We start from the raw sequence: 19,236 nt of genomic DNA, 5'->3' as shown, positions 1-19,236 counted from the left end.
GCCCCGCCCCGCGCAAGGGATTTCTCTCCGCTCCACGATTCCTCCACAAAGGGGCCTCGGAGGGGCGGAACGGGGCTTTTCCCATATATAGATAGGGAGCGGTCCGGCACTTTCCTTAACCTATATATGTATCTATCGCGCGAAGGAACCGTCCGCGAAAACCCCGCGATAAGGCTCCTCGAACACCCCCGGGTTCAGGCAGTCGACAGGACGTCTGCCCGCCAGCGCGTCGAGAACCGCCTGGTATGCGCGCGTGCGCAGTTCGACGCCGCTTTCCTCCGACCAGTACGCCGCATGCGGCGTCAATACGATATGCGGCGCGGCCAGAATGGGGTCATCCGCCGCAATGGACTCGCCCTCGAATACGTCAAGGCCGGCACCCCATAGCCTTCCCTCCTGCAACGCGCACGCCAGCGCGCCCGTATCGACCACCGCTCCACGCGACGTGTTGACGACGATCGCACCTTCCTTCATTGATGCGATCGCAGACGCGTCGATCAGATGGTACGTATCGTCGGTCAGCGCCGTATGTAGGCTGATAACATCGCTCGTCGCGATAAGCTCCTCGAGCGAAACGACCCTGCAGCCTTCAGGCGAACGCGCTTCACCCCGCAGAGAGCGCGACCAACACACCGTCTCGAATCCGAGCCCTGCGGCCTTGCGCGCGGCGGCCGAGCCGATCGCTCCCATGCCGACGACGCCGAACCTGCGGCCCTTGCATTGGCCGAGCGGGCGGGTGGCCGAATAGTCCCACTGACCGCGACGTAGCGCGGCGTCTTGTTCGTTGATACGGCGAAGGCATGCCAGCGCCAACGCGATGGCATGGTCGCTCACCACCTCGGTACCGTAACCGGGAACATTGCAGACCGCCACTCCGTACTCGGTGGCCGAACGCACATCGATTTCGTCATAGCCCGTTCCCGTACGACTTACGATGCGAAGCGTCGGAGCCAAGGCCGCAAATACCTCGCGCGCGAAGATGCCATACGACGAGATAACGGCATCGGCGCCGCGCGCATGCTCAGCGATGAACTCGGGCGAACGACCATCGCATACGACGAGCTCATGGCCCTCCCGCTCACAGAGGATGCGCTCTATGCCAGTATCGGGAAAATCGAATCCGACAATGGCTATCGTGGCCATATCGTTCCTCCTTGCCATAGATTCGCCGCTTGCGGCGCAGCCTTAGAAAACGCCGCGAATCGCATACCAGCCATCACGTTCTTCGACGCGCAACGGCGCATCGAAGAGGTCGGACATCGTCTCATCGGTCAAAAGATCGCGCTTGGACCCGTCGGCCAGGATAGCAGCATCCTTGATCAAGACGACGCGTTCGATAGCAGGCACGATGTCTTCAGGATAATGAGTGACCAGCACGACCGAGCGACCTTCTTCTGCAAGCGCACGCATGGTGCTGCGAATCTGATACATGCCCTGAGGATCGAGCCCCGTGCACGGCTCGTCGAATACGAGCACTTGCGGGTCATGTACCAGCTCGCGCGCCACGAGCACGCGCCGCACCTGTCCCGTCGAAAGGGTCAAGACGTCGCGGGCGGACAGGTCGGCGATGCCGAGCTTTTCGAGCGCATCGAGAGACGCGGCGCGCATCGCAGCATCGACCTGCACCCCGCGCGGCAAACCGAGCGTTCCGAAGAATCCGCCGCACACGATGTCGATGACGGGAAGATGCACGCTGATCTGCTCGTGCATCGACGCGCTCACCACGCCGAAGCACGATTTGATGTCGGCAAGCGTCGGGCGCTCGTTGCCGCGAAAGACCACAGGGGCTGCATCGCGATACAGCGGCATGACCTCGCGCGTCAAAAGCTTGATGAACGTCGATTTGCCCGCGCCGTTCGGTCCGAGAAGCGCCAGATGCTCGCCTTCGGCGAGCGTGAAATCATCCACGTGCAGAATAATCGATCCAGCACGCACCACCGATGCGTCCCTGATGCGGAACAAAGGCGGGCGGGCGGTACGGGCGGCGCAATGGACTCCGCCGGAATCGTGCGGGCCCATGGCTATTCGCCGACGACGGCGATGACTTCGACCTCGACGAGCGCGCCCTTCGGGAGCTTGTCGACGGCGACCGCCGAACGTGCGGGAAGATGGTCGGAAAACGAGCGCGCGTACACTTCGTTGAACGCCATGAAATCATCCATATCGTCGAGGAAACAGGTGGTCTTCACCACGTGATCGAAATCGGTTCCAGCCGCTTCGAGCAGGGCGGCGACATTCTTCATGACCTGCACGGTCTGCTCTTCGGTCGTCGACCCGACGAGTTCGCCCGTCTGAGGATCGAGCGCGATCTGGCCCGATGCGAACAAAAGGTTACCGACGATATTCCCCTGGACATAGGGTCCGATAGCCGCAGGCGCCTGATTCGTCGCGATGGTCTTCATAGCTGCTCCTTTCAAAAAAGACGGCCGTCTTCCGCGGGCGTCGAGCGCTTTGTTACAAGACTTGAAAGTTTTCGCCCGAGCACGATAATCCTCTGCCATTCGGCCGCCTGAATGGCTATACTACTTTACTACACTAAATTGTTAAAGCAGCAAAGAGGAACCGCCCATGCTCACGTTGGACACATTCGAAGAAGCCGCCGCGAAAGTACGCGAAGTCACCTTGAAAACAGAGCTCGTCGAGAGCCCGCATTTCAGCGCCCAAACCGGCAACAAGGTGTTCTTCAAGCCCGAGAACATGCAGCGCACCGGAGCCTACAAGGTCCGCGGAGCATATTATAAGATCAGCACGCTGAGCGACGAAGAGCGCTCCCGCGGGCTGATCACCGCATCGGCGGGCAACCATGCCCAGGGCGTCGCTTTCGCCGCCTCGCGCTGCGGCGTGAAATCGGTGGTCGTCATGCCCACCACCACCCCGCTGATCAAAGTCGAACGCACCAAGCACTACGGCGCCGAAGTAGTTCTGTACGGCGATGTTTACGACGAAGCCTGCGAGAAGGCCCTTCAGCTCGCCGAAGAAGAGGGCTACACCTTCATCCACCCCTTCAACGACCCGGCCGTCGCCACCGGCCAAGGCACGATCACCATGGAGATCGTGCAAGAGCTGCCCCTGGTCGACACCATCCTGGTTCCGATCGGCGGCGGCGGCCTGGCGACGGGCGTTTCCACGCTGGCGAAACTGCTCAACCCCCACATCAAGGTCATCGGCGTCGAGCCTGCCAATGCGGCGTGCATGAAAGCATCGCTGGAAGCCGGCCACGTAGTAAAACTGCCCCATGTAAGCACCATCGCCGACGGCACCGCGGTCCAGCAGCCCGGCGACAAGATCTTCCCCTACATTCAGGAGAACATCGACGACATCATCACGATCGACGACGACGAATTGATCGTCGCCTTCCTCGATATGGTCGAGAACCACAAGATGGTCGTCGAAAACTCAGGCCTGCTGACCGTCGCAGCGCTCAAACACCTTCCTCCCGAAAACAAGAAGGTCGTAGCCATCCTGTCGGGCGGCAACATGGACGTCATCACCATGTCGTCGGTCATCCAGCACGGCCTGATCATGCGCGACCGCGTGTTCACCGTATCGGTGCTTCTCCCCGACCGCCCTGGCGAATTGGTACGCGTAGCCAGCATCGTCGCCGAGAATAACGGCAACGTCATCAGGCTCGACCACAACCAGTTCGTCAGCACGAACCGCAATGCCGCCGTGGAGCTTCGCGTCACGATCGAAGCATTCGGAACCGACCATAAACACCAGATCGTCAACGCCCTGCAATCGGGCGGCTTCAAGCCTAAGCTTATCCAGGCGCACCTTTAGGGGTCGCCGCTGCGGCTCCTTCGGGTCTGCGCCTTATAAATCCATCGTCTCATCTCGAGGCGGGCTCCATGCCCGCATCGGCTCCTCGTGCGGAAGACGACCGGATTAACGCGAGGCAGCCTTTCTTTTCCGACGAACCGTTCGCGCGAGCGAACAGGCCTCACGAAAGGTGGCTCCCATGACCTCAGGAATGCCCAATCACGTCAAGTACATGCGTGGATACCACATGCCCCCCGAGCCGTGCTTCGACTGGGTGCGCAAAGACAGCATCGACGTCGCGCCGAAATGGTGCAGCGTCGATCTGCGCGACGGCAATCAAGCGCTGGTCATCCCCATGAGCCTCGACGAGAAGCTCGAGTTCTTCAAGAAGCTCGTCGCCTTGGGATTCAAGGAAATCGAAATCGGCTTCCCCGCTGCAAGCGAAACGGAATTCGAGCTGGCGCGCACGCTGATCGAAAACGACATGATTCCCGAGGACGTGACCATCCAGGTCCTCACGCAGGCGCGCGAGCACATCATCAAGAAGACCTTCGCCGCCCTCGAAGGCTGCAAGACCCCCGTGATCGTCCATGTCTACAACTCCACGAGCGTCGCCCAGCGCGAGCAAGTGTTCAAGAAAGACAAAGAGCAGATCAAGCAGATCGCCGTCGAAGGCGCGAAGCTGCTCAAGGAACTCACCGAGTCTGCGGGCCATGACAATTACCGATTCGAATACAGCCCCGAAAGCTTCACGGGAACCGAGCCCGAATACGCGCTCGAGGTATGCAACGCGGTTCTGGATGTCTGGCAACCCACGCCCGAGCGCAAGGCCGTCATCAACCTGCCCGCGACCGTCGAGATGAGCTCGCCGCACGTCTATGCGAGCCAGGTCGAATACATGAGCAAGAACCTGCACTATCGCGAAGCCGTCGAAGTGAGCCTGCATCCGCATAACGACCGCGGCACGGGCGTCGCCTGCGCCGAGCTGGGCGTTCTGGCCGGCGCCGACCGCGTCGAAGGCACCCTGTTCGGCAACGGCGAACGAACCGGCAACGTCGACCTGGTCACGTTGGCAGGCAACCTGTTCTCGCACGGAGTAGACCCCATGCTCGACTTCAGCGACATGCCGAGCATCGTCGAAATGTACGAGCGCGTCACACGCATGGAAGTGAACCCGCGCTCCCCCTATGCCGGCCAACTGGTATTCGCCGCCTTCTCGGGCAGCCACCAGGACGCCATCGCCAAGGGCCTGGCGTGGCGCGAGGAGCACGATCGCGAGCATTGGACCTGCCCGTATCTGCCCATCGATCCCGCAGACGTGGGACGCCGCTACGAGACCGACGTCATCCGCATCAACAGTCAAAGCGGCAAGGGCGGAATCGGCTATATCCTGGAAAAGAACTACGGCTACGTGCTGCCTCCCAAGATGCGCGAAGAGCTCAGCTACGCGTCGAAGGACGTCTCCGACCACGCCCATAAAGAACTCGCCCCCGAAGAAGTCAACGAGGTGTTCCGCAACACGTTCGTCAACCACGACGGCCGCCTGAAGCTGCTCGATTTCCATTTCACGCATGCTGCCGACAACAAGGCGTTCAAGGCGTTTCTGACGGTAAACATCGACGGGGTCGAACAAGATGCGGCAGGCAACGGAAACGGACGTTTGGATGCCGTATGCGACGCGCTGGCCAAGCTCGGCATGAAGGCGCACATCGCCACATACAGCGAGCATGCGCTCGATCGCGGCTCCGACAGCCGCGCAGCGGCCTATGTGGGCATCGACGGCCCCGACGGCGGCATCGTCTGGGGCGCCGGAGAGCATCACGACATCATCACCGCCTCGATCCTCGGCTTGATCTCGGCCGTCAATAGGGCGCAGGCTTAACAACGACCGGGAGCGGGGCGCCTCGTGCTTCCGGCGTTCCGCTCCACTATGAAAAAGGACGGCTGATCCATCATGAGCATGACCATGACCCAGAAAATCCTGGCCGCGCACGCAGGGCTCGATTCCGTGGCGCCCGGCCAGCTGATCGAGGCCGATATCGATCTGGCCTTGGCAAACGACATCACCGGCCCGGTGGCGATCCGAGAGCTCGCCAAAGCAGGCATGGACAAGGTCTTCGACCGCGAGAAGGTGGCCCTGGTCATGGACCACTTCGCCCCGAATAAAGACATCAAAAGCGCCGAACAATGCAAGGAATGCCGCGAGTTCGCGAAAAAGCACGACCTGGTGAACTTCTTCGACGTAGGCAATATGGGCATCGAGCACGCGCTGCTGCCCGAGCAGGGCATCGTGGCCGCAGGCGACCTGGTGATCGGCGCCGACAGCCACACCTGCACCTACGGCGCGCTGGGCGCGTTTTCCACCGGCGTAGGCTCGACCGACGTCGCGGCAGGCATGGCCACGGGCAAGGCGTGGTTCCGCGTGCCCTCGGCCATCAAGTTCAACCTGACCGGCTCTTTGGCCCCGTGGGTTTCGGGCAAAGACGTGATCTTGCACATCATCGGCATGATCGGCGTTGACGGCGCCCTGTATCAAAGCATGGAATTCGCAGGCGAAGGCGTGGCGAGCCTGTCGATGGACGACCGCTTCGCCGTCTGCAACATGGCCATCGAAGCGGGCGCCAAAAACGGCATCTTCCCCGTCGACGACACCACGCGCGCCTACATGAAAAACCGCGTGCGCCACGAACCCATCGAGTTCGCCGCCGACGAAGACGCGGTCTACGAACGCGTGATCGACATCGACCTGAGCGCGATCCAGCCCACCGTGGCCGCGCCCCACCTGCCCGAAAACACCAAACCGGTCGGCGAGCTGGCGGGCATTCCCGTGCAGCAGAGCGTCATCGGCAGCTGCACCAACGGCCGCATCGAAGACATGCGAACCGCTGCAGAAATCATGCGCGGTCGCCACGTTGCCGACGGCGTGCGCACGATCGTCATCCCTGCCACGCAAGAAGTCTATCTGCAGTGCATCCGCGAAGGCCTCGCCGAGATATTCATCGAGGCGGGCGCTATCATGTCCACCCCGACCTGCGGCCCCTGCCTGGGCGGCCACATGGGAATCCTGGCCGCGGGCGAGCGTGCGATCGCCACGACGAACCGCAACTTCGTCGGCCGCATGGGCCATGTCGATTCCGAAGTATACCTGGCAAGCCCCGCCGTCGCCGCAGCCAGCGCCGTGACGGGCGTCATCACCGACCCCGCCTCCCTGTAACACCGCCGATACGAACGGGCCGGCGCACGACGACGGCCCGCCCTCGACGCTTTCGCTGCGTCGGAAAGGACCCCTTATGAACATGCACGCCCAAGGAACCGCCTTCAAATACGGCGATAACGTCGACACCGACGTCATCATCCCCGCCCGCTATCTCAACATCGCCGACCCGCAAGAGCTGGCAAGCCATGCCATGGAAGACATCGACGCCGACTTCGTGAAAAACGTGAAGCCGGGCGACATCATGGTGGCCGACAAGAACTTCGGCTGCGGGTCGTCGCGCGAACATGCGCCACGTGTTATCAAAGACAACGGCGTGGCCTGCGTGATCGCCGCCAGCTTCGCACGCATCTTCTACCGCAACGCCATCAACATCGGCTTGCCCATTCTGGAATGCGCCGAAGCCGCCGCGGCTATCGAAACAGGCGACGAGGTGGCCGTCGATTTCGGCACCGGCGAAATCCGCGACGTCACCACGGGCAAGACCTTCCAGGCGCTTCCCTTCCCCGAATTCATCCAAGGAATCATCGACAACGAAGGGTTGCTGAATAGCCTTAAGGTGCGCGGGGTTTAGGCCGACCGGGGAGAGGGGCCGTGGGCATGCCATGCTCAGACAGTCCTGAGCTCGCTCGAACGCCCCACAGGGGCGTTCGGCTCGTGCGGAACTGCGCGTGGCACGCCCACGGCCCCCTTTCTTGGGAAGGCCGACCGAAATCCCGCGATCCGTCCGGCCAAGGGCGGGACGCACGCCGGCCTGGCGGATGATGCGCGGGCGGATGGCTTTGCTTCGCTTGCCGCCATTAGGACGACAATGCGACCTGCGATTCGCCCGCGCCTTTCGACGGGCAGACGAACGAAAAAGGAGACAATCATGAAATTCAATATCGCCGTGATGAAGGGCGACGGAATCGGACCGGAAATCGTCGACGAGGCGCTGAAATGCCTCGATAAGGTGGGCGATAAATTCGGCCATGAGTTCGTGTACGACGAAGTGCTCATCGGCGGCGCCGCGATCGACGCGACCGGCACCCCGCTGCCGCAGGAGACGATCGACGCCTGCCTGGCCTCCGACAGCGTGATTCTGGGCGCCGTGGGCGGCCCGAAATGGGACGGCCTGCCCTCCGAGAACCGCCCTGAAAAAGGCCTGCTCGGCATTCGCAAGGCGCTGGGTCTGTTCGTCAATCTGCGCCCCGCGAAGCTCTACGCGCCTTTGGCCGACGCCTGCCCGCTCAAGCCCGAGCGCATCGCCGACGGGCTCGACCTTATGGTGTGCCGCGAACTGACGGGCGACGTGTATTTCGGCGCGAAGCATCGCGACGAGGACGGCACGGGGCATGACGACATGAACTACTCGATCGCCGAAGTGGAGCGCATCGCGCATCGCGCCTTCCAGATGGCCCGCCAGCGCCGCAGCCACGTGACCAGCGTCGACAAGGCCAACGTGCTCGAAACCAGCCGCGTGTGGCGCGAAACCGTCGAGCGCGTCGCGGCCGACTACCCCGATGTGGCCGTCGACTATATGTATGTAGACAACGCCGCCATGCAGCTGGTCACCAACCCCGGGCAGTTCGACGTGATGCTCACGGGCAATCTGTTCGGCGACATCCTCTCCGACGAGGCGAGCTGCATCACCGGCTCGATCGGCATGCTGCCTTCCGCTTCGATCGGCGAGACGAACCTGGGCATGTACGAGCCCATCCACGGCAGCGCACCCGACATCGCAGGCAAAAACATCGCGAACCCCATCGCCACCATCCTTTCGGTCGCCATGATGCTGCGCTACAGCTTCGAACTTGCCGCCGAAGCAGACGCCATCGAAGCCGCCGTGAACAGCGTGCTCGAAGCGGGGCATCGCACAGGCGATATCGCGAAAGCAGGCGAGGAGAAGCTTTCCTGCTCCGAAATGGGCGACCTGATCGCCGCTGCGATTTAGATGCTCGAACGACCTGGAAAGCACGGCGGGGCCTGCAAGCGTCGCCGCGCTTTCCGAACAGACGACAGGCCCGAAGCCGAAACCCGCCGAAAATACGAAAGCCCATGCGACGAGCGGGTAGAACGCGCCGCTTCGTCGTGCTACATTTGCGGCGAAAGGGCGCATCTCCGAAAGATAGGAGCTTTCATGAAGTACGAAAACATCCTGGTTCCTTACGATGGATCCGATTCCGCTAAAAAGGCCTTGGCCACGGCACTCGAGTACGTCGACTTGGGAATCGCCGGCAAGGCGACCGCCTTCTTCGCCGCGCCCGTCCCCCAGTTCGAAACGCAGGACTTTAAAATCGCCGAGCACATCAGCGGCTCGAAGCCCCTCACTCCCGCCGAAGCCGCCGAAATGCAGGAGCGCTATCTACAGTTCCACCGTAACCAGCTCAAAAGCGACCTGGGCGAGTTCGTCGAAATGGCAGGCGATTCGCTCGACTTCGCCATCGGGCAGGGAAAGCCGAGCAAGGCGATCATCGAATACGCACGCACCCACCGTATCGATTTGATCATCATGGGATCGCGCGGCCTGAACGCCGTAGCCGGAATGCTGGGTTCGGTCAGCTACGCGGTTCTGCGCAATGCCGAATGCCCCGTCATGATCGAACGCTAACATCCCCCTCAGAACATACCGGTCGCCATACCGCGACGCATGCGAAAACCGCTGAGACGCTCGCCGCCTCAGCGGTTTTTTTCGGAACGAACGCCGCTTTGCCGGACGGCAAAGCGGCCGATAAAGGGGCGTTTCGGGCTCTTTTTGCCGGTAATGCGCGAGTTTGTGCTTGAAAGATAGGAAATTATGCATATTTAATCAATTAATATTCATTTTCATACATAAGATACCATTATGGCACATTCGATGCTCGAGATGATATTTACGCAGGTAAACACGCTATTTTGTCGAGATTCCGTGAAATTGCCCTTTTTGCGTGGTATGCTGGACAACAGTTCCAAAAATCCAGTTCAAATATATTTTTCACTTCGCGTAAGGAGCGACCCATGTTCTACAGGGACGATAAAGTGGTGTATGCAAATTACGGCGTATGCACCGTGTCAGAAACCGACGCCCGCATGTCGATGGGCGGCGTCGAGCGCACGTACTACGTGCTGCTCCCGACGCGCGACCGCGGAGGAACGGTCTACGTACCGGTCGACCACGAAGAGCTGATGCGCCCCATCATGAACCGCTCCGAAGCGATCGAGCTGGTCGAACACTACGACGACATCGAAACGGACGATTTCACCGACAACAACTCGCGAACGGTGGAAGACCACTTCAAAAAGCTGCTGCGCCGCTGCGACTGCGCGACCGCCGTCTGCGTGTTCAAGACTATGAAGACGCGCATCACCGAACAGGCAAGCCGCAAGCACCTTCCCTCCTCTATGTACACGCGTCTGCTCGACCAGGCGAAACACCAAGCAGCAAGCGAGCTTTCCGCCGCGCTCGACATCGCCGAGGCCGACGTGCCCGCCTACATCGAAGAGCACCGAAGCGCGAAGAGGTGACCCTGGGTTCACGCCATCGGTCGCCCTACGATGAGGATGCCGACCGATGGCGTATGTTAAATAAGCGTTAATCGAGTGTGCATGATGAAAATAAATCATCTCCGAGCGTGCCATGACGCTACACTGCACCTGTACGAAATACGTACCGACAAAGCCACATAGCATAGGAAGGACCCTCATGGCTAACGAACTCGTGTACTCCGGCAAGACCAAGGACGTCTTCGCTCTCGAAAACGGCAACTATCTGCTGAAGTTCAAGGATGACTGCACGGGCAAAGACGGTGTTTTCGATCCGGGCGAGAATTCCGTCGGTCTGACCATCGAGGGCGTGGGCGACGTGAACCTGCGCATGTCCATCTACTTCTTCGAGAAGATCAACGCCGCCGGCATCAAGACCCACTACGTCAGCGCCGACCTCGACAACACCACCATGGAAGTTCTGCCTGCCAAGGTGTTCGGCGAAGGCCTCGAGGTCATCTGCCGTCACAAGGCCGTGGGTTCGTTCTACCGCCGCTACAAGCAGTACGTCGAAGAAGGCGCCGACCTGCCCGCCTACGTCGAGACCACCTTCAAAAACGACGAGCTGGGCGACCCGCTGGTCACCAAGGACGGCCTGGTGGTCCTGGGCGTCATGACCGCCGAGCAGTACGACCAGCTCAAGGACATGACCCAGAAGATCACCCAGATCGTCGCCGATGACCTGAAGGAGAAGGGCCTCGTGCTCTACGACATCAAGTTCGAGTTCGGCTACGACGCCAACGGCGACGTCATCCTGATCGACGAGATCGCCTCCGGCAACATGCGCGTCTACAAGGACGGCGAGTACATCGACCCGATGACGCTCTCCGAGCTGTTCTTCGCCTAAGCGAAATCTCATCCCGAAAAACGACGAAGCCCGTTCTTTCATGGAGCGGGCTTCGTTTTTTATCGTACGCGAAAAACGGGCGGCCGAAACGGAAATGCTCCGCCCCGACCGCCCGCTCAGGCGATGGAATCCGATCGCGCCGCGGCCGCTTACGCGCGCAGCGTCACGCCTTCGGGAAGCTCGATGCTCGCAAGGTCGAACTCGTCTTCTTCCGGCGCCTCTTCCGCCACGACGGGCGCCTCTTCGACCACGGGAGCGGCGAAGGCGGCGTCGAACGCGTCGAGATGCGCACGAGGAACGGCGAACACCACGCGGCCGATGACGCCGGGATGCGCCTCGATCCACGCCTTGAACAATCCGATGACCTGCGACGGCTCATAGCCCAGACGTCCGCAGGCGAAGGCGTTGCACACAAGCGTCTCGCATTCGTTGGCAGCGGCGATGCGCATGATCGCCTCGATGCGGTCCTCGAGCGCCGCATCGCATTCGCGCTCGCTGCGGTGGTTTTCGAGCGCCTTGACGCGCATGGGCTCGGCCACCGCCATCACGTCGGCCGTGCGCATGGAGCCGTCGTGTGGAAACACCACGCCCGGCACATACGCGACGCGGTCGGTGAACAGGCCGCCACGGCGATAGTCGCGATTCCGCTTGTGGTACGCGTCCTCGATGCCGCACAGGATCTGATAGAGATTGCTTTCAGAGCACAGAATCTGCTCGGGACCGAACGCGCCGTCTTCATACGCGCCGCCCGGTCGGGTGAACGACGCGGGGTCGACCACGACCGTCTTGCCGGACGCGTAACGATACATGGCCATCGGCTCGAACGCGCCGGTCACGACGGTCTCGGTGGCGTCGAACGACGGCTCGGGCACCGGCAGCTCGCGGCCCTGGCCCTCTTCATATATGACAGTCGCCTCGACGGACGCCTGCGTCTCCTTGCCCAACGCGCCTTTCATCAGCGCACTGTGCTTCGAGGCCTCGATCTTACGCTCTTCGCGGTCGGCCATGAATTCCTCCTTTTCCGCACTGCTTCTCGTAAGCCCCAATCATAGCGAACGAAACGCAGGGCCGCAGCACGGCGGGCCAATATGCCCGACCCCTCCATCGCCGCGCGCAGACGGTAGCTGAAATCCCGAAAAAGGCCGCATCGGCACATATAGATGCGCTCGTATAGATTCCCCGTTGTATACAAGAAATGCGCACGATGCACGGCCGTAGGCTTTATGATAGGTTTGATACGCGTTTTCACCCTTCGACGTCCCCGATCGGCCGATCGGAGCGCGCGGGATAACGCAACCGACCGACTTCTACCAAGACTCCCGGGAAGGTAGGAAACCCATGGTTTCTCGCATCTATGTTGAGAAGAAGCCCGGCTTCGACGTCGAGGCGCAGCAGCTTTTGCACGAGCTGCGCGGCACCCTCGGCATCGACGGCCTGAAGGGCATCCGTCTCATCAACCGCTACGACGTGGAGGGCGCCAGCGACGAGCTGTTCCAGCAGTGCGTACCCACCGTGTTCAGCGAGCCCCAATCTGACGACGCTTTTGCCGAGCTGCCCGTCGAGGACGGCGCCGTGATCTTTGCCGTGGAGCCTCTGCCCGGCCAGTTCGACCAGCGCGCGGCATCGGCCAGCGAATGCATCCAGCTGATCAGCCAGGGCGAGCGCCCCGAGGTCGCAAGCGCCAAGGTGTACATGCTGGAAGGCGAGCTGTCCGCATCCGACGTCGACGCCATCAAGCACTACGTCATCAACCCCATCGAGGCCCGCGAGGCGTCGCTCGACGCGCGCGACACGCTGAAGATGGCCCAGCCCACCCCCGGCGCCGTCGAGGTCATCGACGGCTTCCGCGAGCTCGACGAGGCAGGCCTTGCCGCGTTCATCGCCGAACGCGGCCTGGCCATGGACGAGGCCGACATCGCCTTCTGCCAGAAATACTTCGCCGAAGACGAGCAGCGCGACCCCACCATCACCGAAATCAAGATGATCGACACGTACTGGTCCGACCACTGCCGCCACACCACGTTCGGCACCGTGCTCGAGAACGTACGGATCGACGACGAGGCCGTGAAGGCCGCCTTCGAGCAGTATCTGGCCATGCGCCACGAGCTCGGCCGCGACGAGAAGCCCGTCTGCCTTATGGACATGGGCACCATCGGCGCGAAATGGCTCAAGTCCAAGGGCATCCTGAAAAACCTCGACGAGTCCGAGGAAATCAACGCCTGCACCGTCAAGATCAAGTGCGACGTGAACGGCGAGGAGCAGGACTGGCTCTATCTGTTCAAGAACGAGACGCACAACCACCCCACGGAAATCGAGCCCTTCGGCGGCGCGGCCACCTGCGTGGGCGGCGCGATCCGCGACCCCTTGTCGGGCCGCAGCTACGTCTATCAGGCCATGCGCCTGACCGGCGCGGCCGACCCCACGGTCCCCGTGTCCGAAACCCTCGAGGGCAAGCTTCCCCAGCGTAAGCTGGTCACCACCGCCGCTGCGGGCTATTCCTCGTACGGCAACCAGATCGGCCTCGCAACGGGCCAGGTCAACGAGCTGTACCATCCGGGCTACGCCGCCAAGCGCATGGAAATCGGCGCTGTCGTGGGCGCCACCCCGGCCGACCACGTGCGCCGCGAGACCCCCGCTCCGGGCGACGTGGTGGTCCTGCTGGGCGGCCGCACCGGCCGCGACGGCATCGGCGGCGCGACGGGGTCTTCCAAGGCCCACAACCTGGACAGCATCGAGACCTGCGGCGCCGAGGTGCAGAAGGGCAACGCTCCCGTCGAGCGCAAGATCCAGCGCCTGTTCCGCCGCAAGGACGCCTGTGAAATGATCAAGCGCTGCAACGACTTCGGCGCGGGCGGCGTGTCCGTCGCCGTGGGCGAGCTGGCCGACGGCCTGTCCATCGACCTCAACCGCATCCCCAAGAAGTACGACGGCCTGGACGGCACCGAGCTGGCCATCTCCGAGAGCCAGGAGCGCATGGCCGTGGCCCTGGCCGCCGAAGACGTCGAGAAGTTCATCGAGCTGGCCCATGAGGAGAACCTCGAAGCCACCCCGATCGCCGAGGTCACCGAGGAAGCGCGCGTGCGCATGAACTGGAACGGCGACGATATCGTGGACATCAGCCGCGACTTCCTGGCGTCCAACGGCGCGCCCAAGCACCAGGACGTCCACATCGAAAAGGGCGGCAGCTACGTGCCCGAATGGAAGGGCGACACCCTGGCCGAGCGCATGCGCGGCCTGGTGGGCGATCTGAACGTGTGCTCTAACAAGGGCCTTTCCGAGCGCTTCGACTCCACCATCGGCGCAGCCACCGTGCTCATGCCCTTCGGCGGCAAGAACCAGCTCACCCCCGCCATGGCCATGGCGGCCAAGCTGCCCGTCGACGGCGAGACCACCACGTGCTCGGGCATGGCCTGGGGCTTCAACCCCTACCTGTCCTCCGCCAACCAGTTCGAGGGCGCCTACGTGGCCGTCGTCGAGAGCGTGGCGAAGCTCGTGGCCGCCGGCTTCGAGCGCGAGAACGCCTACCTCACCTTCCAGGAATACTTCGAGCGCCTGCGCGACGAAGCGCAGCGCTGGGGCAAGCCCGCAGCGGCCGTTCTGGGCGCGCTGAAGGCCCAGGTCGAACTGGGCGTGGGCGCCATCGGCGGCAAGGACTCCATGTCCGGCAGCTTCGAGAATCTCGACGTTCCTCCCACGCTGGTCAGCTTCGCGACCGCCGTGGGCCACGTCGACCGCGTCACCTCGCCCGAGTTCAAGAAGGCAGGCAGCCGCGTCGTGCTGATCGAGCCCGCATACAAGCAGGGCACCGCCATGCCCGAGGCCGAGGGCTTCCTCGACGCCGTCGATGTGGTCGAAAGCCTCGTCGACGAGGGCAAGGCGCTCGCCATTTCCACGCCCGGCTTCGGCGGTCTCGCCGAGGCGCTGTTCAAGATGTGCGTCGGCAACGGCATCGGCATCGAGCTCGATGAGAACCTCGCAGCCGATTCCCTGTTCGACCTGAACTACGGCGCCTTCATCGTCGAGCTTGCCGACGACGCCGAGCTTCCCGAGGACGGCGATCTGCTTTCCGTCATGGAAATCGGCCGCACCACCGAGGAATACGCGTTCGTCGCCGCAGGCGAGACCCTCGACATGGCCGAGCTCCAGGAAGTCTGGGAGAGCGGCATCGAGGGCGTCTTCCCGTACCGCAGCACCGAGGACGAGCGCGCAGCCGCTCCGAAGGTCGAGGCCGTCAGCTACACCGACGCCCTGCCCCTGACCTACTGCGGCGCCATCGCCAAGCCGCGCGTGATCATTCCGGTGTTCCCCGGCACGAACTGCGAGTTCGACACCGCGCACGCCTTCGAGCGCGCCGGCGCCGTGGCGCAGACGCTCGTGATCAACAACCTCACCCCCGCCGCGGTCGCCGAAAGCACCAAGGCGCTGGTCGAAGCCATTCGCAACAGCCAGATCGTCATGCTGCCCGGCGGCTTCTCCGGCGGCGACGAGCCCGACGGCTCCGCGAAGTTCATCACCGCGTTCTTCCGCGCCCCCGAGGTCACCGAGGCCGTGCGCGACCTGCTGCAGAACCGCGACGGCCTGATGCTGGGCATCTGCAACGGCTTCCAGGCCCTCGTGAAGCTGGGCCTGGTCCCCTACGGCGATATTCGCCCGATGGATGCCGGCTGCCCCACGCTGACCTTCAACGAGATCGGCCGTCACCAGAGCCGCCTCGTGCGCACCCGCGTCGCGTCCAACCTTTCGCCTTGGTTCAGCAAGTGCGAAGTGGGCGACGTGCACACCGTGGCCATCAGCCACGGCGAAGGCCGCTTCGTCGCAAGCCCCGAACTTGCGGCCGAGCTTGCCAAGAACGGCCAGATCGCCACGCAGTACGTCGACGAGGCCGGCATGCCCTCCATGGACCTGAGCGTGAACCCCAACGGTTCCATCATGGCCATCGAAGGCATCACCAGCCCGGACGGCCGCGTCCTGGGCAAGATGGGCCACACCGAGCGCAACGGCTACGGCCTGTACAAGAACGTTCCCGGCGACACGTTCCAGCCCCTCATCGAGGGCGGCGTGAGCTACTTCACCGAGTAGCACGCACGCAGCGCGTACCGCACGCGCGCCCCTGAAACGACGAAGGCCTGCGACATATCGATGTCGCAGGCCTTTTCTGTATAAAGAACCTGTCAAGGAAGCCGACGCGCCCGAAGCGCGGCGGCCTAGCGTCTGATCTGCGCTCGGACGAACGCCGCGACCTCGTCTGCAGCGCGGCCGGCATCGGCGATCAGAGCATCGGATTCTTCCTCCAACGCGCGCGCCGCGGCCTCATCATCCATCAGGCTCGTGTTGATATACACGTTGAGCGAAGCCGCCTCGAGCGCCGCCTTCGCGAGCACCGCGGCCGCGCCCGCATCCGAAAGCGCGAGATGCGACCCGTTATGCGCCATATAGGCGTCGATTTCAACCACGCGGGCACACGTGCGCATGATGCGCAGGGGAACGTCGCATGCCGCGCCCAACGCGCGCTGTTCCGCATCGTGACGGGCGGCCTGCTCTTCTTCGGTTTCCTTGGGCATCTTCCACGTTGCCGCCAATGCGGCGAACGCCTCGGCGTCGGCGTCGATCAACGCCAGCAGCTCGGCGCGGCAGGCATCGAAATCGGCCAGGGCCTCCTTCAGTTCCGCATCGCGGTCGAGGAATTTCTTCTTGCCGATGGTCAGATGGGCCACCATCGATCCGAGTGCGGCGGCAAGCGCACCCGCCATCGCCGATGCCCCGCCGCCGCCCGGCGTAGGAGCCTTGCTGGCAAGCGCGTCAGTGAACGTCGTATCGACCATTTCTCTCTCCTTCTGTTCCGGAACCGATCGGTTCCGACGAATCCATGCGCCTCAGGCCGCCTTCTCGATATCGGATGCCAAACCAGGCGAAAACGCCCGGCCTGCGCGTCGAGAGAGGTTCCGCTTTTTACGTTTCCCCATGTCAATAACGGCTACGCACGCATTGCGCGCGCTTTCGCGACAAAGTCGCGCTATTCCGACCCGACAGGACGCTTTCCAAAAAACAAGGGGCTCGCCGTAGCGGGCCCCTTGCGCACGATCTTCGTGCCGTGTACTACGCCGTACCTGAGCATTTCCGCACAGGCGTCGCGCATCGAATCTTAGAACAGACCCGTGATGCGGCCGGTCTCGTCCACGTCGATGTTTTCGGCCGCGGGCTTCTTGGGCAGACCGGGCATGGTCATGATGTTGCCCGTGAGCGCCACCACGAAGCCGGCGCCAGCGGAAACCTTGACGTTGCGCACCGTGATGCGGAAGCCGCGCGGAGCGCCCAGCTTGGTCTGGTCGTCGGAGAAGCTGTATTGGGTCTTCGCCATGCAGACGGGCATAGCGCCGAAGCCCAGGTCCTCGAGCTGCCTGATTTCCTTCTTCGCGGCGGGCGTGAAGTCGACGCCGTCGGCGTGGTAGATGCGCTTGGCGATGGCTTCGATCTTCTCGGCCAGGCCGGCCTCGTCCTCGTAGCAGAACTCGAACTCGTTGGGCTCTTCGCACAGACGAACCACTTCTTCGGCCAGGGCCTTGCCGCCCTCGCCGCCCTTGGCCCACACCTCGGACAAAGCGACGTTCACGCCGAGTTCCTTGCACTTGGCTTCGACCAGGTCGAGCTCGGCCTTGGTGTCGGTCGGGAAGGCGTTGATGGCCACGACGCAGGGAAGCTTGTAGACCTTGGTGATATTCTCGACATGCTGCAGCAGGTTGGGCAGGCCGGCCTCGAGCGCCTCGAGGTTCTCCTCGTTGAGCTCGGCCTTGGGAACGCCGCCGTGGTTCTTAAGGGCGCGCACCGTGGCGACCACGACCACCGCGTCGGGCTTCAGACCCGCCAGACGGCACTTGATGTCGAGGAACTTCTCGGCGCCCAGATCGGCGCCGAAACCCGCCTCGGTGATGCAGTAATCGCCCAGCGCCATGGCCATGTTGGTGGCCATGATGGAGTTGCATCCGTGGGCGATGTTGGCGAAGGGGCCGCCGTGCACGAACGCGGGCGTGCCTTCGAGCGTCTGCACCAGGTTGGGCTTGAGAGCGTCCTTGAGCAGCGCGCACATAGCGCCCTGGGCGTTGAGCTGGCCGGCGGTAATGGGCTGGTCGTCGCGCGTGTAGCCGACGACGATGCGGGCCAGGCGCTCCTTGAGGTCGGTGATGCTGGTGGCCAGGCAGAAGATGGCCATGATTTCGGAGGCGACGGTGATGTCGAAGCCGTCCTCGCGCGGCACGCCGCACACCTTGCCGCCGATGCCGCACACGATATTGCGCAGCTGGCGGTCGTTCATGTCGACGACGCGTTTCCAGGTGATGCGGCGCACGTCGAAACCGAGCGCGTTGCCCTGATGGATATGATTATCGATCATAGCGGCCAGCAGGTTGTTCGCCGCGCCGATCGCATGGAAGTCGCCCGTGAAGTGCAGGTTGATGTCTTCCATGGGAACGACCTGGGCATAGCCGCCGCCCGCGGCGCCGCCCTTGATGCCGAACACCGGGCCGAGCGAAGGCTCGCGCAGCGCCACGACGACGTTCTTGCCGATCTTGCGCATGCCGTCGGCCAGGCCGACCGTCGTGGTGGTCTTGCCCTCGCCTGCGGGCGTGGGATTGATGGCGGTCACCAAAACGAGCTTGCCGGGCGTATGCGGCTCATCGAGCAGCAGGTTGTAATCGACTTTCGCCTTATGGCTTCCGTAAAGCTCAAGGTACTTCTCGGGAACTCCGGCACGTTCGGCGATAGCGGCGATGTGCTCGGGAGTGACGGACTGGGCGATTTCAATGTCGGTCAACACGTCGGGCCCTTCCTTTCCTGCTCGATGGATTTGAGATACCGCCATTCTAACCGCCCGGATGCGTGGGGCGCCCAAGTATTGACGAACGCCCCTATCCTCTCCAGA

Annotated in this window: 15 protein-coding genes; 9 read left to right on the top strand and 6 right to left on the bottom strand. The window is 62.8% G+C overall.

Annotation, left to right across the window (positions count from 1 at the left end; translation table 11 throughout):
* Positions 1–132: 132 nt before the first annotated feature.
* The 3 genes from Q6E04_RS04475 to Q6E04_RS04465 are packed head-to-tail and all read right to left on the bottom strand — an operon-like array spanning position 133 to position 2,402.
* Positions 133–1,161, bottom strand: a complete 1,029-nt coding sequence (locus tag Q6E04_RS04475; RefSeq protein WP_303249598.1) for a C-terminal binding protein — start codon at positions 1,159–1,161, stop codon at positions 133–135.
* 24 nt (positions 1,162–1,185) lie between these two features.
* Positions 1,186–2,019 (bottom strand): ABC transporter ATP-binding protein, encoded by an 834-nt coding sequence (locus Q6E04_RS04470; RefSeq protein WP_303249597.1) that lies wholly within the window; start codon positions 2,017–2,019, stop codon positions 1,186–1,188.
* A gap of 2 nt (positions 2,020–2,021) precedes the next feature.
* Entirely contained in the window at positions 2,022–2,402 is a 381-nt protein-coding gene (locus Q6E04_RS04465; RefSeq protein WP_303249596.1) for a RidA family protein, read from the bottom strand.
* A gap of 166 nt (positions 2,403–2,568) precedes the next feature.
* Here Q6E04_RS04465 and ilvA point away from each other — a divergent pair, with 166 nt between their 5' ends.
* From ilvA to Q6E04_RS04425, 8 genes are all read left to right on the top strand, one after another.
* The gene (gene ilvA / locus Q6E04_RS04460) at positions 2,569–3,780 is read left to right on the top strand and encodes a threonine ammonia-lyase (RefSeq protein WP_303249595.1); all 1,212 of its coding nucleotides are present in this window, start codon (positions 2,569–2,571) and stop codon (positions 3,778–3,780) included.
* 178 nt (positions 3,781–3,958) lie between these two features.
* Entirely contained in the window at positions 3,959–5,641 is a 1,683-nt protein-coding gene (locus Q6E04_RS04455) for a 2-isopropylmalate synthase (protein WP_303249594.1), read from the top strand.
* A 72-nt stretch (positions 5,642–5,713) separates the two neighbouring features.
* Complete coding sequence (gene leuC / locus Q6E04_RS04450; protein WP_303249593.1) at positions 5,714–6,973, top strand: 3-isopropylmalate dehydratase large subunit; 1,260 nt, start codon at positions 5,714–5,716, stop codon at positions 6,971–6,973.
* 82 nt (positions 6,974–7,055) lie between these two features.
* Positions 7,056–7,547: a 3-isopropylmalate dehydratase small subunit gene (locus Q6E04_RS04445; protein WP_303249603.1), complete on the top strand. Its 492-nt coding sequence runs from the start codon at positions 7,056–7,058 to the stop codon at positions 7,545–7,547.
* A gap of 297 nt (positions 7,548–7,844) precedes the next feature.
* Positions 7,845–8,906, top strand: a complete 1,062-nt coding sequence (gene leuB / locus Q6E04_RS04440) for a 3-isopropylmalate dehydrogenase (RefSeq protein ID WP_303249592.1) — start codon at positions 7,845–7,847, stop codon at positions 8,904–8,906.
* Between the two features lie 186 nt (positions 8,907–9,092).
* The gene (locus tag Q6E04_RS04435; protein ID WP_303249591.1) at positions 9,093–9,563 is read left to right on the top strand and encodes a universal stress protein; all 471 of its coding nucleotides are present in this window, start codon (positions 9,093–9,095) and stop codon (positions 9,561–9,563) included.
* 386 nt (positions 9,564–9,949) lie between these two features.
* Positions 9,950–10,456 (top strand): CarD family transcriptional regulator, encoded by a 507-nt coding sequence (locus Q6E04_RS04430; RefSeq protein ID WP_303249590.1) that lies wholly within the window; start codon positions 9,950–9,952, stop codon positions 10,454–10,456.
* Between the two features lie 178 nt (positions 10,457–10,634).
* Positions 10,635–11,321: a phosphoribosylaminoimidazolesuccinocarboxamide synthase gene (locus Q6E04_RS04425; protein ID WP_303249589.1), complete on the top strand. Its 687-nt coding sequence runs from the start codon at positions 10,635–10,637 to the stop codon at positions 11,319–11,321.
* 149 nt (positions 11,322–11,470) lie between these two features.
* On the opposite strand, the gene Q6E04_RS04420 is transcribed toward Q6E04_RS04425, so the two are convergent.
* The gene (locus Q6E04_RS04420; protein WP_303249588.1) at positions 11,471–12,328 is read right to left on the bottom strand and encodes a TIGR02452 family protein; all 858 of its coding nucleotides are present in this window, start codon (positions 12,326–12,328) and stop codon (positions 11,471–11,473) included.
* Positions 12,329–12,659: 331 nt separating this feature from the next.
* Here Q6E04_RS04420 and Q6E04_RS04415 point away from each other — a divergent pair, with 331 nt between their 5' ends.
* Positions 12,660–16,400 carry a phosphoribosylformylglycinamidine synthase gene (locus Q6E04_RS04415; RefSeq protein ID WP_303249587.1) on the top strand — a complete coding sequence of 1,247 codons (3,741 nt, stop codon included), beginning with the start codon at positions 12,660–12,662 and terminating at the stop codon, positions 16,398–16,400.
* Between the two features lie 125 nt (positions 16,401–16,525).
* Here Q6E04_RS04415 and Q6E04_RS04410 read toward each other — a convergent pair whose 3' ends face one another.
* On the bottom strand, positions 16,526–17,143 hold the full coding sequence (locus Q6E04_RS04410) for a cyclodeaminase/cyclohydrolase family protein (RefSeq protein ID WP_303249586.1): 618 nt from the start codon (positions 17,141–17,143) through the stop codon (positions 16,526–16,528).
* Between the two features lie 320 nt (positions 17,144–17,463).
* A complete protein-coding gene (locus Q6E04_RS04405) occupies positions 17,464–19,131 on the bottom strand; it encodes a formate--tetrahydrofolate ligase (RefSeq protein WP_303249585.1) in 1,668 nt (555 codons plus the stop codon).
* Between the last annotated feature and the right edge of the window lie 105 nt (positions 19,132–19,236).

Source organism: uncultured Slackia sp., from assembly GCF_959608125.1.
In the GTDB taxonomy this organism is placed as follows: Bacteria; Actinomycetota; Coriobacteriia; order Coriobacteriales; family Eggerthellaceae; genus Slackia.
Note: the sequence above shows the minus strand (reverse complement) of the source record. Positions and strands in the feature narration are given on the sequence as shown.